Consider the following 13,610-nt stretch of genomic DNA (forward strand, 5'->3'; position numbering starts at 1 on the left):
TTGTGCATTGCAATAATATTGCTCATTGCAATTATTATATTACAACACCCGCAAAGGCAAGCCTTACTGACCCATTTGGCCGCGCCTCGTCCTCCGCTAGACGGCGACCGGGGCGGCGATATGCCTTTGCGGTGCATAATCGACCACTTCGAAATCCTCGATCCGATAGTCGAAAATGCTCGAAGGCCGACGGTTGATCCGCAATTTGGGGCTGCCCGATGGAATTCGCTCGATCTGCTCCTCCACCAGCGCGGCATGGTTGAGGTAGAGATGCACGTCCCCGCCCTGCCAGACGATCTCGCCTGCCTCCAGTTCGCATTGCTGCGCCAGCATCCGGGTGATCATCGACAGGCCGAAGATATTGAAAGCGAATCCCAGCCCCAGATCGCAGCTCCGCTGGAACAGCAGCCCGTTCAGGCGCCCGTTCGCCACCTGGAACTGATAGGTCATGTGGCAGGGCGGCAGCGCCATGCGCGATACTTCTGCCACGTTCCAGCCAGTGAACAGCAAACGCCGCGATCCGGGACTGGTCCGGATCGCCTCGACCAGATCAGCAATCTGGTTATGTCCCTGCGCGGCCCGGCGGTAGAGCCCGTCCCCGACCTCCTCATAGCGCGGCCAATTCACCCATTGCGCGCCATAGACCGGCCCCAGATCGCCCCAACGCGCCGCGAAAGCCTCATCCTCGACGATCCGCGCCTCGAACGCATCGCGGTCGATCTCCTCGCCCGTGGCCCGGCGATAGCTGTCGAGCGGCCAGTCGGTCCAGATATGCACGCCCTGCCGCACCAGTTCGCGAATGTTGGTGTCGCCGGTCAGGAACCAGAGCATCTCCCGCGCCGCGACTTTCCAGTAGACCCGCTTGGTGGTGAGCAGCGGCACCGCATCGTCGGCCAGGGAGAAGCGCATCGTCGCGCCCAATATCGACCGCGTGCCCACGCCCGTCCGGTCGATCCGCTCATCCCCATGCCGCCAGATCTGCCGCATCAGGTCCAGATATTGCTGCTCATAATGGGGCGGGAAGGATGCCATGCGGACACTTTCATGATTCTGGCGAATGTCCCCTCCTGTAGCGAAGCGGCCCGCCGACGCCAAATGCTGCGAAACGGATCAAATTGTCCGCCATCCGGTCGGAAAGGGATCAGCCTTCCCCTACCGCTCACGCGGCGCAAGCCCATTCTGCCGCGCATGCGTGAATGCGTTTCCCTAAACCTCCTCGTCCTGGACGAGGAATGGCGCCCACTCCACCGGCTGCGCGCCGATCAGGACTGGCACTGCACCGTGGGCGCGCTAATGCGATGGGAAAGCCATTGGCTCGCGATCGAACAGCAACGGCCGGGCAGCCCCCTTCCCCGCTGGGCCGACATCCGGCTGACCCGGACCCTGTCGAAACGCCTGCGGCCGATCGAGATCGCACTGGCGGACCATGTGATCCACACCGGAAAAGGCCGTTTCAGCTTCCGCCAGGCGGGGCTTTTATAAGCTGCCCAAAAAAAACCGCATCGGCCGCTTGCCAGCCGGAAAAGCCGCCTCTATAGGCTGCGGCCTGCCCAGCGGGACCGCCTCGAAACGGACCCGCTATCGGTCGGGGAGTAGCTCAGCCTGGTAGAGCACTGTCTTCGGGAGGCAGGGGCCGGAGGTTCGAATCCTCTCTCCCCGACCATCATCCTTGTCGGAAAATGCATGGCTTTTCGCGACAACTTGCTCCCACGGCGCAATCCATGAAAAATCAGCCGACGACGATCGAAATGGACGAGTTCGATCGGAAGATCGTCGCCGCCCTGGTCGAGGATGGCCGCATGACAGTCACCGATCTTGCCCAGACGGTGGGCCTGTCCAAGACGCCCTGTCAGGTTCGTCTGCGTCGCCTCATCGACACCGGGGTGATCCGCGGGTTTCGCGCCATCGTCGATCCCGCGAAGCTGGGCATGGACCATGTCGCCTTTGCGGAGGTGAAGCTGTCCGACACGCGCGAAAAGGCGCTGGATGAGTTCAATGCCGCCGTCCGCCGCATTCCCGAGGTCGAGGAATGCCATATGATCGCTAGCAGCTTCGATTATCTGCTGAAGGTGAGGACGGCCGACATCCGCCGTTACCGCGCCGTGCTGGGCGAGAAGATCTCCAGCCTGCCCCATGTCGCCAGCACCTCCACCTATGTCGCGATGGAAACCGTGCTGGATGCGGGCGGCCATCCCCGGAACAGGAGCCGCGCCTGACCGGTCCGTAAGCGGGTTGGAGGATTTTGCTTAGTATCGGGCGAGCTTCCCGTTACCATTACGCTCATGGAACCGAGAAGCTCTAGGCGGCAGCGCAACGCCCCTACCATCAACGATGTTGCGAAACATGCGGGTGTGTCGCCCATGACGGTGTCCCGCGTCATCAACGGCGAACAGATCGTGAGAAGCGCCACCAAGGAAAAGGTGGAAGCGGCCATCGCCGCGCTCAACTATTCGCCCAGCGCCGCCGCGCGCAGTCTGGCGGGCGGGGACGAAACCCGTATCGGCCTGCTCTACAGCAACCCGTCGGCTTCCTATCTGAGCGAATTCCTGGTCGGCAGCCTGGACCAGGCGAGCCGCAGCGGGGTCGATCTGGTGGTGGAGAAATGGGATGAGGAAACCGCCATCGACACGGTGGTCGACCATCTGTTGCGCGGCCGGATCAACGGAGTCATCCTTCCGCCCCCATTGTGCGATCATCAGGCCATGAAGGATGCGCTGAAGGCGGCGGACATCGTCGCGGTCGCGGTCGCCACCGGGGAAGCGCCAGCAGACATGTCGGCCGTCAGCATCGACGACCATGCCGCGGCGCTGGCGATGACGCGCCATCTGATCGCGCTGGGCCACCGCCGCATCGGCTTCATCAAGGGCCACCCGAACCAGAGCGCCAGCCAGCGCCGGTTCGAAGGCTATGGGGATGCGCTGGCGGAGGCGGGTATCGAGCCGGACGAGAGGCTGGTCGAGCAGGGTTATTTCACCTATCGCTCCGGACTGGATGCGGCGGAACGCATTCTGGCGCTGCCCGAGCCGCCGACCGCGATCTTCGCCAGCAATGACGACATGGCGGCGGCGGCCGTCGCCATCGCCCATCGCAGCGGATTGGACGTGCCGGGCGACCTGACCGTCTGCGGCTTCGACGATACGTCGCTGGCGACCACGATCTGGCCCGAACTGACGACGATCCGCCAGCCGATCAGCGCCATGTCACGTGCCGCCGTCGAATTGCTGGTGCGGCAGATCAAGGCGCGCAAGGGCAAGTCGGGGGAAAAGCCTTCGCATCTGCTGCTCGATTATGAACTGATCCGGCGGCAGTCGGACGCCGTTCCGCATTGACGGCTTTTCTCTCGTGAGGGCCGGGTTCTAGCGCGGCAGCGATCCACCAGGGCTGCACCGTGCTCCTGCTTTCACAGCAGCACGGAACCGGCAGGCCCGGCACGGCTTGCCGGGCCTGTTCGATCCTATTCCCCGAATACCCGGCGGAAGATCGTGTCGACCTGGCGGAAGTGATAGTCGAGGTTGAACTTCTCTTCGATCTGCTCCGCCGTGAGGGCGGCCGCGACGTCGGGGTCGGCCTTCAGCAGTTCCATCAGCGATAGCTGGCCGTCCGATTCCCACACCTTCATCGCGTTGCGCTGGACATAGCGGTAGCTGTCCTCCCGCGAGACGCCCGCCTGCGTCAGCGCCAGCAGCACCCGCTGCGAGTGGACCAGGCCGCCCATCTTGTCGAGATTCTTCATCATCCGCTCAGGGTAGACGAGCAGCTTGTCGATGACGCCCGTCAGCCGGCCCAGCGCGAAGTCGAGCGTGATGGTGGCGTCGGGACCGATATAGCGCTCGACCGACGAGTGCGAAATGTCGCGCTCATGCCACAGCGCCACATTCTCCATCGCCGGCAAGGCATAGCTGCGCACCATGCGGGCAAGGCCGGTCAAATTCTCGGTCAGCACCGGATTGCGCTTGTGCGGCATGGCGGAACTGCCCTTCTGGCCGGGCGAGAAATATTCCTCCGCCTCCAGCACCTCGGTGCGCTGAAGGTGGCGGACCTCGACGGCGAGCCGCTCGATGGAGGAGGCGATCACGCCCAGCGTGGCGAAGAACATCGCATGGCGGTCGCGCGGGATGACCTGCGTCGACACCGGCTCGATGGCAAGGCCCAGCTTTTCCGCGACATGCTCCTCGACGCGGGGGTCGATATTGGCGAAGGTGCCGACCGCGCCGGAAATGGCGCAGGTCGCGACTTCGGCACGGGCGGCGATCAGGCGCGCCTTGCAGCGGCTGAACTCCGCATAGGCCTCTGCCATTTTAAGGCCGAAGGTCACCGGCTCCGCATGGATGCCATGGCTGCGGCCGATGGTCGGGGTCAGCTTATGCTCATAGGCGCGGCGCTTGATGACCTCCAGCAGCTTGTCGAGATCCTCGATCAACAGGTCGGCGGCGCGGCTCAACTGCACGGCAAGGCAGGTATCGAGCACATCGCTGGACGTCATGCCCTGATGCATGAAGCGGGCTTCGTCGCCCACCTGCTCCGCGACCCAGGTCAGGAAGGCGATGACGTCATGCTTGGTCACGGCCTCGATCGCGTCGATGGCCGGCACGTCGATCGCGGGGTTGGTCGCCCACCAGTCCCAGAGCGCCTTGGCCGCGGATGCTGGCACGACGCCCAGTTCGCCCAGCTTTTCGGTCGCATGCGCCTCAATCTCGAACCAGATTTTAAAGCGGGCTTCCGGCTCCCAGAGGGCGGTCATTTGCGGGCGGGCGTAACGGGGGACCATCGGGCGAATCCTGCGTGCATGAGTTGAATGTCGCTGCGCCGCCTAGCAGTCCCGCCTTTCCGGGGCAAATCGACCGCGAGGGCGGGGCAGGAAGCGCCGCTTTCCCGTACTTCATCCCATTAATGGCAGGATCGGGCGGCGAAACGACGCGAATCGGAAGATGAGTGGAGCGGCATGAACAAAAAGTCAGGAACCACATGTTTTATCTGGCTATTACCCCATGTGAAATACGGACGATCGGTTCTGGAGCAGATAATGATCCGCGCATTTCTTCTGACGGGCGCCTTCCTGGCCGCAACGCCCGCCCTTGCGCAGGCGGGGGCAGCCGCACCGCAGGAAGCCGCTCCGGCCTCGCCGCAGGGGAATGAGGCCCAGCCCGCCGCGCCGGGCGATGCGGTTGCATCCATCGTCGATACGGAATTTCCGGCCTATGACCAGAATCATGACGGGCAGCTCGACAAGGCGGAATTTTCGCGATGGATGGTGGCGCTCAAGGATCAGGAGCTGAAGGCGACGGGCCAGTCCCTTCCGCCCGCCGAAGTGACCGCCTGGGCCGACGGCGCCTTCGTCACCGCCGACGCGGACAAGAGCATGTCGGTCAGCAAGCCGGAACTGATCGCCTATCTGAGCGGCAGCGCGGCATAGGATAATTCCCCGTCCGAGCGGGGACAGAGCCCTGGAAGGGTCGCATCATGAGGCGGCATGGAGCGAAGGCCATGCCGCCTCCTTTTTTTCCGCTTTCCCGGAGGGAGCTTCAGCCCCGTTTCTTGTTCGCGTAGAGCAACGCCGCGACGATGGCGGCCGATCCTATGCCGACGGCCGTTCCCATCCAGACCGCCTTGCCCGCCGATTTACGCGCTGCGGAGGCCATGTCGGACGTCTCGGAGGTGGAGGCAGGGGCGGCGGCGCCGCTATCGGGCGCTTCTTCGGTCGGCTTCGTCATGGTGATTCCCGATATGCAACAAAGCACAGGCGCAGAAAAGGCGAATGCGGCAAAAATCCGCCCAAGCGCCGTGTCGGCAACCGACTCTACCTTCGCACCGATGCGACAGCAAAAATCCGGAGCGTGCAGCCCCCGTCGGATTTGACGCAGGCCGTCCTAATGCGCCGGCAGCGGCTGATGCGCCTCGCCCCAGCCGCGCAGGTCCCGCGAAGAGGCGCGGTCCAGCAGGACGGCAGCATCCTTCACCGTGAAGTGCGCGGCGCTGTCGATCCCGTCCAGCTCTTCCCAGGTGACGGGGGCGGCGACGGAAGCCGGCTCGCGGGCGCGCACCACATAGGGCAGCACAGCCGTCGCGCCGCGCTGGTTGCGCAGCCAGTCGATGAAGATGCGGCCCTTGCGCTTCGCCTTGCTCATCGTCGCGGTGAAGCGGTCCGGTTCCTGGGCGGCGAGGGCGCGGGCGAAGCGGTCCGCGAAATCCTTGACCTCCGGCCATTGCGCCTGCGGCGTCAGCGGCACGACGACGTGGATGCCCTTGCCGCCGGACAGCATGGCGAAGCTGGTGAGGCCCAGATCCTCCAGCGCCCGCCGGATGTCCCGCGCGGCCTTCTTCACATCCTCGAAGTCCAGCCCTTCGTCGGGATCGAGGTCGAAGATCATGCGATCCGGCCGCTCGACATCCGCGACACTGGACCCCCAGCCATGAAATTCGATCGCGCCCATCTGGACGCAGGCCAATAATCCCTCGATATCCTCGATATAGAGATAATCCTCCTCATTCCCTTCCTTCTCGCGGATCGGGACATGTTTGACATGATCGCCGAAGCTGCCGCTGTCATGCTTCTGGAAGAAGCATTTCTTCGCCCGGCCCTGCGGACAGCGGACCAGGCTGATCGGCCGGCGGGCGATCCAGGGCAGCATCGCCGCGCCCATGCGGGCGTAATAATCGGCCAGCTCGCCCTTGGTGATCTTCGCCTCCGGAAAGATCAGCCGGTCGGGATTGCTGATCCGGATCGAGCTACGGGCTTCGGGCGTCGGCATGGCTTCCTCGCGTCGAACGTCGCTGGCTGCCTTGTCCTCGCGCAGGCCAAGGAAGCTGGCATGGCGGACGATATTCTCCGCCGTGAATTCGGCAAAGGCGATTTCAGCGACCAGATCGGGGCGAACCCATTGAGCGCCCCTGCTTTCGCTGCGCGGCACGCTGAGCGCGGCGGTCTTGCGCCCGCGCTTGCCCAGGGCGGCGATCAGTCCGGCGCTGTTGGCCGCGTTGAAGCCCGTGCCGACCTTTCCCGCATAGACCAGGCCATCCCCTTCCCGTTGGCCAAGCAGCAGGTTGCGGATGGACCGGCCGCTGGCGCTGCTGGGAGTCCAGCCGACGATGACGAATTCCTGACGGCGGGTGCATTTGACCTTCAGCCAGTTCTTCGTGCGCGCACCGCGATAGGCGGCGTCGGCGCGCTTGGAAATGATCCCCTCCTGCCCTGCGCCGCACATGGCGTGGAACAGCTTTTCGCCGGCGCCGACGACATGATCGCCGACATGGACATGGGCGGAACCCTCCCCCAACAGGCCGGCCAGCTTTTCCTTGCGGCCGATATTGGGCATGGCGGTCAGATCCTGCCCGTCCAGATGCAGCAGGTCGAAGGCGAACAGGTGCAGCGCCGCCTTTCCCTCTCCCTTCAACACCTGTTGAAGCGTGGAGAAATCCGGATTCCCATCGCTGCCGGGGGCGACGATTTCCCCATCGATCAAGGCGGCGGGCAGGTTCATCGCCCCGATTTCCGCCGGCAACGGCGCAAACCGGTCCGTCCAGTCGAGGCCCGACCGCGTAAAGATCTTGACCTTCCCGCCCGATACGGAAACCAGACAGCGATAGCCGTCATATTTGATCTCGTGCATCCAGCCATTGCCCGTGGGCACGGCATCGACCAGCGTCGCCAGTTGCGGCGGCTGGAAGGCCGGCATGCGGCCCGTCCCTGCCTTGGCGCGCCTTTTCGCCGGGACGGCGCGGTCGGCCTGCGCCATCGCCGCGTCAAAGGCTTTTCCCCTCTTCCCCTTCAGCGACATGGGCGGCGTGCCGGCGGCGATTTCCGCCATGGTGCGACCGCTCCTGATGCTCGTCAGCTCGCGCGCGGTCAGTTCGTCCGCGCTGCCGGCATGGGCATCCTCGATCTTGCGCAGCAGCCAGTTTTCTCCCTTTTCCCTGCCCCGCGGCTTCAGTCGGATCAGCAGCCATTCGCCCCGCATCCGCTGCCCGTGCAGGATGAAATGGAGATGCCCTTTTTCGATGTCGCTCGCGCTCTTGCCCGGAACGGGTTCCCATGTGCCCTCGTCCCAGAGCATCACGGTGCCGCCGCCATATTCCCCCTTGGGAATGGTCCCCTCGAACGTCGCATAGGAAAGCGGATGATCCTCCGTGCGGACGGCCAGCCGCTTGTCCGCGGGATCGATGCTGGGGCCGCGCGTCACTGCCCAGCTCTTGAGCACGCCATCCATTTCCAGGCGGAAGTCATAATGCAGGCGGGTCGCATCGTGCTTCTGCACGATGAAGCCGTTGCCATTGCCGTGGCTGCGTACGCGCTTGCCCGCCGGCTCGCGGGTGCGGGTGAAATCGCGCTTGCGGTTATAGGTGCTGAGCGGATCGGCATCGGCCATGGGTCAGGCCCGTTTTCGGCTGGCCGGCTTGGCGGGGGTCTTTCGCGTCGTGGCCTTGGCGGGCGCCTTGGCGGCAGGCGCCTTCTTCGCCGCCGGTTTCGCAGCGGAAGAAGCCGCGCCGGAACCGACCGACTTCTTGAGCGCCGCCATCAGGTCGATCACATTGCTGCCGCGCGGAGCCGCGCCCTCCTCTTCCTCCTCTATGACGCGGCGGCCCTTCGACTTCTTCTTCTTTTCGATCAGCCTTTCCAGCGCGTCCACATAACGGTCGTGGAAGCTGTCGGGCTTGAAGGGCGCGGTCTTCTTCTCGATCAGCGTCTCGGCAAGGTCGAGCAGCTCCGCGTCGGGCTTCGCATCCTCTATGTCGCGGAAATAGCTCTGGGCGCGGTTCACCTCATCGGCATAGCGCAGCGTTTCCAGAACCATGCCCCGGCCGCAAGGCTTCAGCGAGACGATATATTCCCGGCCCCGCATGGCAAGCTGGCCCAGCCCGACCTTCTTCGTCCGCCGCAGCGCCTCCCGCAGGACGATGAAGGCTTCCTCCGCCAGATCGTCGGCGGGCACGACATAATAGGGCCGCTCATAATAGAGGACATCGATCTCGCTGGCGTCGACGAACTGGGTGAGTTCGAGCGTCTTCTTGCTCTCCAGCTTCACCGCGTCGATCTCGTCGGGCTGAAGCAGCACATAGTCGCCCTTGGACAGCTCATAGCCCTTGACGATGTCCTCCGGATCGACCGGACCCAGGCCCGGAACGGTCTTTTCATACCGGACGCGCTTGCCGCTGGGCTGGTGTATCTGGTGGAAGGCGATCTGCGCGCCGGACTTGGTGGCGGCATAGATCTCCACCGGAATGGATACCAGCGCCAGACGAATCTGCCCCTGCCAATATGCGCGAGCGGCCATGAGCGTGCTCCCTCCTTTTTCAGGAGGAAATGCGCGGGCGATGGGGCGGTTCCGCGGCTACGACTCCCAGCACCCTTGACTTCGACCGCCAGTCGTGGTGGTAGCGCTATCAATAACGGACGTTCTTAGGAGTCGATGATGCCGGGGGTCTCCACTTTGCTCGATTGCCTTCCCGCCGACTGGCGGTCTGGCCTGTTCCTTGGCCGCGTGGAAACGGCGGATGGCCCAACCCCCATATTGGTCGAAGGCGGCATCGCCTATGACATGAGCCGCGTCGCCCCCACTGTCGCGCAACTGGTCGAAATGCTGCCTGCCGCCAGGACCGCCAATGGCGTGGCGCTGGGCGCGCTGGATAGGCTGGACCTGCCGCTGCTGAGCCCGGTCGACCTGCAATGCGTCAAGGCCTGCGGCGTGACCTTCGCCTTTTCCGCCATCGAACGGGTGATCGAGGAACAGGCGCGCGGCGAAGCAGGCGCGGCGGCGGAAATCCGGGCGCGGCTTGAGGAGCGGGTCGGCGGGTCGATCCGCGCCGTCGTGCCGGGTTCGGCCGAGGCGGCGGCGCTCAAGCAGGCGCTGATCGAAGACGGGCTCTGGTCGCAATATCTGGAGGTCGCCATCGGCCCGGATGCCGAGGTGTTCACCAAGGCGCCGGTGCTCTCGACGGTGGGCGCGGGCGCGGAGATCGGCATCCGTTCCGATTCCAACTGGAACAATCCGGAGCCGGAGATCGTGCTGATCGTCGATGCCGGCGGCCGGACCGTCGGCGCGACGTTGGGCAACGACGTCAATCTGCGCGATCTGGAGGGTCGTTCCGCCCTGCTGCTCGGCAAGGCCAAGGACAATAATGCATCCTGTTCGCTGGGGCCGCTCGTCCGGCTGTTCGACAATGATTTCACCATCGATGACGTGCGCAATGCCGTGGTCGAACTCACCATCGACGGCCCGGAAGGCTACAGGCTGGAAGGCACCAGCAGCATGAACCAGATCAGCCGCGATCCGCTGGAACTGGTGCGTCAGACGCTTTCCGAGCATCAATATCCCGACGGCCTGGCCCTGTTCCTGGGCACGCTGTTCGCACCCGTCCAGGATCGCGACGAACCGGGACGCGGCTTCACCCACAAGGTGGGCGACATCGTCGCCATCTCCACCCCGCGCCTGGGACGGCTGGTGAACCGGGTCGTGACGTCGAAGCAGGCGGCGCCGTGGAAATTCGGACTTGCCGCGCTGATGGCCAATCTCGCCAAGCGGGGCCTGCTCGCATGAGCGGCGCCATCTATCCCAGCCTGAAGGGCAAGCGCGTCTTCATCAGCGGCGGCGGCAGCGGAATCGGTGAAGGGCTGGTCGAAGCCTTTGCCGCCCAGGGAGCCAGGGTCGCCTTTTGCGACATTGCGCATGAAGAAGGCCGGGCCGTCGCGGAACGGCTGAAGGACGCGGATTTCGCGCCCGTCTTCCACCCCTGCGACCTCAGGGACATCGAAGCCGTGCAGGCCATGATCGCCACGGTGGAAGCGCAGCTTGGCGGCGTCGACATATTGATCAACAATGCGGCCAATGACGACCGCCACGGCATCGAGGATGTCACGCCCGCCTATTGGGACGAGCGCATGGCGGTGAACCTGCGCCACCTCTTCTTCGCGGCGCAGGCGGTGGCCCCGGCGATGAAGCGCGCGGGCGGCGGGGTGATCCTGAACTTCGGGTCGATAAGCTGGCACCTCGCCCTGCCCGATCTGGTGCTGTACCAGACCGCCAAGGCGGCGATCGAGGGGCTGACGCGCAGTCTGGCCCGCGATCTGGGGCGCGACAATATCCGCGTCAACACCATCATCCCCGGCAATGTGAAGACGCCGCGGCAGATGAAATGGTACACGCCCGAAGGCGAGGCGGAGATCGTCGCCGCGCAATGCCTGGACGGGCGGATCATGCCGGCGGACGTGGCCGCGCTGGCCATGTTCCTGGCGTCCGACGACGCGCGCATGTGCACGGGGCATGATTATTTCATCGATGCGGGCTGGCGCTGAGGCCATGGCCCCGGTTCCGGAAAGCGTCCTCAGCGTCGGCGCGACCCTGGGTGAAGGGCCCGTCTGGGTGGCGCGGGATGCAGCGCTCTGGTTCGTCGACATCAAGGAGAAGCGCATCCACCGCTTCGACCCTGATCTGGGCGTCGCGCGCAGTTGGGACGCGCCGGGCCAGGTCGGCTGGATCGTTCCGGCGCAGGACGGATCGTTCGCCGTCGGGCTCCAGTCCGGCGTGCACCGGTTCGATCCCGATGCCGCCGGCTTCACGCTGCTGCACGCGCCGGAGGCCGACCGGCCCGGCAACCGGTTGAACGACGCCACCGTCGATCCGGCGGGCGGCCTGTGGTTCGGGTCGATGGACGATGGGGAGGAGGCCGATAGCGGGCGCTTCTACAGGCTGCACCAGGGCCGGCTGACTGAAAGCGGTCTGCCTCCCGTCTCGATCACCAATGGTCCTGCCGTCTCGCCGGACGGCACGCTGCTCTATCACACCGACACGCTGGGCAGGCGGATCTGGCGGACGCGGATCGCGGCGGACGGCACGCTGCATGATACGGCGCTGTTCGCGGAGATCGAGGATGGCGCCGGCTATCCCGATGGACCGACCGTCGATGCGGAAGGCTGCCTGTGGACCGGGCTGTTCGCCGGCTGGGCCGCGCGGCGGTACGATCCCGCGGGCGGGCTGATGGCGGAGGTCCGCTTTCCCGTCGCCAATGTCACCAAGATCGCCTTTGGCGGACCGGACCTGTCGGTCGCCTATGCCACCACCGCACGCAAGGGCTTGACGAGGGACCAGCTTCTCGCGCAGCCCTGTGCCGGTGATCTTTTCGCTTTCGATCCCGGCGCGCGCGGGCAAACATCCTATATTGCAGCCATCTAGAATATAAATCGGAGGAGCAGGAATGTCCGAAGGGAGTGCCGATAAGGTCAATATGGCCTTCATCGCCGCCATCGTCGCCGTGGCGACCATCGGCGGGTTCATGTTCGGTTATGACAGCGGCGTCATCAACGGCACGCAAAAGGGGCTGGAAAGCGCCTTCGACCTCGGCAAGCTGGGCATCGGCGTCAATGTCGGCGCCATCCTGGTGGGCTCCTCCATCGGCGCGTTCCTGGCCGGGCGCATGGCCGACCTGATCGGACGGCGCGGGGTGATGATGCTGTCGGCCGCGCTGTTCCTCGTCAGCGCGATATTGGCGGGGGCGGCGGGATCGTCCGTCATCTTCATCGTCGCGCGCATCGTCGGCGGCCTGGGGGTCGGCGCGGCGAGCGTGATCTCCCCGGTCTATATTTCCGAAGTCACTCCGGCGGCGGTGCGCGGCCGTCTCTCCAGCGTGCAGCAGGTGATGATCATCTCCGGCCTGACCGGCGCGTTCGTCGCCAATTTCGTGCTGGCGCGCTATGCCGGCGGATCGACGGCGCAGCTGTGGCTGGGCTTTCCCGCCTGGCGCTGGATGTTCTGGCTCCAGGCCATTCCGGCCGCGATCTACTTCCTGGCGCTGCTGGTGATCCCGGAAAGCCCCCGCTATCTGGTGGCGCGCGGGCAGGAGGAGCGCGCCCAGGCCGTGCTCACCCGCCTGTTCGGCGCCGAAGCCGCATCGCGCAAGGTGGTCGAAATCCGCAACAGTCTGGCCGCCGATCATCACCGGCCCAAGCTCAGCGACCTGATCGACAAGGCCAGCGGCAAGATCCGGCCCATCGTCTGGACCGGCATCGGCCTGGCCGTGTTCCAGCAGCTCGTCGGCATCAACGTCGTCTTCTATTATGGCGCTACCCTGTGGGAAGCGGTCGGCTTTTCGGAGGATTATGCGCTCCAGACCAACATCCTGTCGGGCGTGCTGTCGATCGGCGCCTGCCTTGCCACCATCGCGCTGGTCGACCGGATCGGGCGCAAGCCGCTGCTGCTGATCGGATCGGCGGGCATGGCGGTGACGCTGGCGACCGTCGCCTATGCCTTCTCCACGGCGGTCACGGCGGCCGACGGCGCCGTGTCGCTGCCCGGCAATAACGGCGTGATCGCGCTGGTGGCCGCCAATCTCTACGTGATCTTCTTCAACATGAGCTGGGGTCCGATCATGTGGGTGATGCTGGGCGAGATGTTCCCGAACCAGATCCGGGGATCGGGGCTTGCCGTGTCGGGCTTCGCGCAGTGGATCGCCAATGCGCTGATCTCCGTCAGCTTCCCGGCGCTGGCGGTCTCGCCCGGCCTGGCGATCACCTATACCGGCTATGCCTTCTTCGCCGCCGTCTCCTTCTTCTTCGTTCGCGCCCTGGTGCATGAGACGAAAGGCCGCGAGCTTGAGGACATGGTCGGCTGAGCGGCCGGATC

At 65.0% G+C, this 13,610-nt stretch carries 13 protein-coding genes and 1 tRNA gene; 9 read left to right on the plus strand and 5 right to left on the minus strand.

What is annotated here, in order from left to right; translation table 11 throughout:
• Window positions 1-96: 96 nt before the first annotated feature.
• On the minus strand, window positions 97-1,032 hold the full coding sequence (gene thyA, locus A8G00_RS00770; protein WP_102999704.1) for a thymidylate synthase: 936 nt from the start codon (window positions 1,030-1,032) through the stop codon (window positions 97-99).
• 156 nt (window positions 1,033-1,188) lie between these two features.
• Between thyA and A8G00_RS00775 the strand changes: the two genes are divergently transcribed.
• The 4 genes from A8G00_RS00775 (at window position 1,189) to A8G00_RS00790 (ending at window position 3,329) form a co-directional block, all read left to right on the plus strand.
• Window positions 1,189-1,482, plus strand: a complete 294-nt coding sequence (locus A8G00_RS00775) for a JAB domain-containing protein (protein ID WP_102999705.1) — start codon at window positions 1,189-1,191, stop codon at window positions 1,480-1,482.
• Between the two features lie 104 nt (window positions 1,483-1,586).
• Window positions 1,587-1,663: transfer RNA gene (locus A8G00_RS00780), tRNA-Pro, on the plus strand.
• A gap of 58 nt (window positions 1,664-1,721) precedes the next feature.
• A complete protein-coding gene (locus tag A8G00_RS00785) occupies window positions 1,722-2,216 on the plus strand; it encodes an Lrp/AsnC family transcriptional regulator (RefSeq protein ID WP_172451714.1) in 495 nt (164 codons plus the stop codon).
• Window positions 2,217-2,282: 66 nt separating this feature from the next.
• Window positions 2,283-3,329 carry a LacI family DNA-binding transcriptional regulator gene (locus A8G00_RS00790; protein WP_102999707.1) on the plus strand — a complete coding sequence of 349 codons (1,047 nt, stop codon included), beginning with the start codon at window positions 2,283-2,285 and terminating at the stop codon, window positions 3,327-3,329.
• Between the two features lie 125 nt (window positions 3,330-3,454).
• Here A8G00_RS00790 and purB read toward each other — a convergent pair whose 3' ends face one another.
• Window positions 3,455-4,768 (minus strand): adenylosuccinate lyase, encoded by a 1,314-nt coding sequence (purB, locus tag A8G00_RS00795; RefSeq protein ID WP_044662564.1) that lies wholly within the window; start codon window positions 4,766-4,768, stop codon window positions 3,455-3,457.
• Between the two features lie 255 nt (window positions 4,769-5,023).
• Between purB and A8G00_RS00800 the strand changes: the two genes are divergently transcribed.
• On the plus strand, window positions 5,024-5,413 hold the full coding sequence (locus A8G00_RS00800) for an EF-hand domain-containing protein (RefSeq protein ID WP_102999708.1): 390 nt from the start codon (window positions 5,024-5,026) through the stop codon (window positions 5,411-5,413).
• Between the two features lie 109 nt (window positions 5,414-5,522).
• On the opposite strand, the gene A8G00_RS00805 is transcribed toward A8G00_RS00800, so the two are convergent.
• From A8G00_RS00805 to A8G00_RS00815, 3 genes are all read right to left on the minus strand, one after another.
• Window positions 5,523-5,711: a hypothetical protein gene (locus tag A8G00_RS00805; protein ID WP_102999709.1), complete on the minus strand. Its 189-nt coding sequence runs from the start codon at window positions 5,709-5,711 to the stop codon at window positions 5,523-5,525.
• Between the two features lie 156 nt (window positions 5,712-5,867).
• Window positions 5,868-8,363, minus strand: a complete 2,496-nt coding sequence (ligD, locus tag A8G00_RS00810; protein WP_102999710.1) for a DNA ligase D — start codon at window positions 8,361-8,363, stop codon at window positions 5,868-5,870.
• Window positions 8,364-8,366: 3 nt separating this feature from the next.
• Window positions 8,367-9,269, minus strand: a complete 903-nt coding sequence (locus tag A8G00_RS00815; RefSeq protein WP_025548903.1) for a Ku protein — start codon at window positions 9,267-9,269, stop codon at window positions 8,367-8,369.
• A gap of 138 nt (window positions 9,270-9,407) precedes the next feature.
• Here A8G00_RS00815 and A8G00_RS00820 point away from each other — a divergent pair, with 138 nt between their 5' ends.
• The 4 genes from A8G00_RS00820 to A8G00_RS00835 are packed head-to-tail and all read left to right on the plus strand — an operon-like array spanning window position 9,408 to window position 13,599.
• Window positions 9,408-10,532 (plus strand): fumarylacetoacetate hydrolase family protein, encoded by a 1,125-nt coding sequence (locus tag A8G00_RS00820; protein WP_025548902.1) that lies wholly within the window; start codon window positions 9,408-9,410, stop codon window positions 10,530-10,532.
• Window positions 10,529-11,287, plus strand: coding sequence for an SDR family NAD(P)-dependent oxidoreductase (locus tag A8G00_RS00825; RefSeq protein WP_102999711.1), 759 nt, complete (start codon window positions 10,529-10,531; stop codon window positions 11,285-11,287). The genes A8G00_RS00820 and A8G00_RS00825 overlap by 4 nt, the downstream gene beginning before the upstream one ends.
• A 4-nt stretch (window positions 11,288-11,291) precedes the next feature.
• Window positions 11,292-12,164 carry an SMP-30/gluconolactonase/LRE family protein gene (locus tag A8G00_RS00830; RefSeq protein ID WP_102999806.1) on the plus strand — a complete coding sequence of 291 codons (873 nt, stop codon included), beginning with the start codon at window positions 11,292-11,294 and terminating at the stop codon, window positions 12,162-12,164.
• A 22-nt stretch (window positions 12,165-12,186) separates the two neighbouring features.
• A complete protein-coding gene (locus tag A8G00_RS00835; RefSeq protein WP_025548897.1) occupies window positions 12,187-13,599 on the plus strand; it encodes a sugar porter family MFS transporter in 1,413 nt (470 codons plus the stop codon).
• Window positions 13,600-13,610: the final 11 nt, after the last annotated feature.

The organism is Sphingobium sp. SA916 (genome assembly GCF_002894065.1).
Lineage (GTDB): Bacteria > Pseudomonadota > Alphaproteobacteria > Sphingomonadales > Sphingomonadaceae > Sphingobium > Sphingobium fuliginis.

Bases quoted from the DNA above. Each gene is read 5' to 3' on its own strand.
- A8G00_RS00790 (WP_102999707.1), top strand. From the start codon at position 2,283: ATGGAACCGAGAAGCTCTAGGCGGCAGCGCAACGCCCCTACCATCAAC.
- A8G00_RS00835 (WP_025548897.1), top strand. From the start codon at position 12,187: ATGTCCGAAGGGAGTGCCGATAAGGTCAATATGGCCTTCATCGCCGCC.
- A8G00_RS00825 (WP_102999711.1), top strand. From the start codon at position 10,529: ATGAGCGGCGCCATCTATCCCAGCCTGAAGGGCAAGCGCGTCTTCATC.
- A8G00_RS00805 (WP_102999709.1), bottom strand. From the start codon at position 5,711: ATGACGAAGCCGACCGAAGAAGCGCCCGATAGCGGCGCCGCCGCCCCT.
- thyA (WP_102999704.1), bottom strand. From the start codon at position 1,032: ATGGCATCCTTCCCGCCCCATTATGAGCAGCAATATCTGGACCTGATG.
- A8G00_RS00775 (WP_102999705.1), top strand. From the start codon at position 1,189: ATGCGTGAATGCGTTTCCCTAAACCTCCTCGTCCTGGACGAGGAATGG.
- A8G00_RS00815 (WP_025548903.1), bottom strand. From the start codon at position 9,269: ATGGCCGCTCGCGCATATTGGCAGGGGCAGATTCGTCTGGCGCTGGTA.
- A8G00_RS00800 (WP_102999708.1), top strand. From the start codon at position 5,024: ATGATCCGCGCATTTCTTCTGACGGGCGCCTTCCTGGCCGCAACGCCC.
- purB (WP_044662564.1), bottom strand. From the start codon at position 4,768: ATGGTCCCCCGTTACGCCCGCCCGCAAATGACCGCCCTCTGGGAGCCG.
- A8G00_RS00785 (WP_172451714.1), top strand. From the start codon at position 1,722: ATGAAAAATCAGCCGACGACGATCGAAATGGACGAGTTCGATCGGAAG.
- A8G00_RS00820 (WP_025548902.1), top strand. From the start codon at position 9,408: ATGCCGGGGGTCTCCACTTTGCTCGATTGCCTTCCCGCCGACTGGCGG.
- A8G00_RS00830 (WP_102999806.1), top strand. From the start codon at position 11,292: ATGGCCCCGGTTCCGGAAAGCGTCCTCAGCGTCGGCGCGACCCTGGGT.
- ligD (WP_102999710.1), bottom strand. From the start codon at position 8,363: ATGGCCGATGCCGATCCGCTCAGCACCTATAACCGCAAGCGCGATTTC.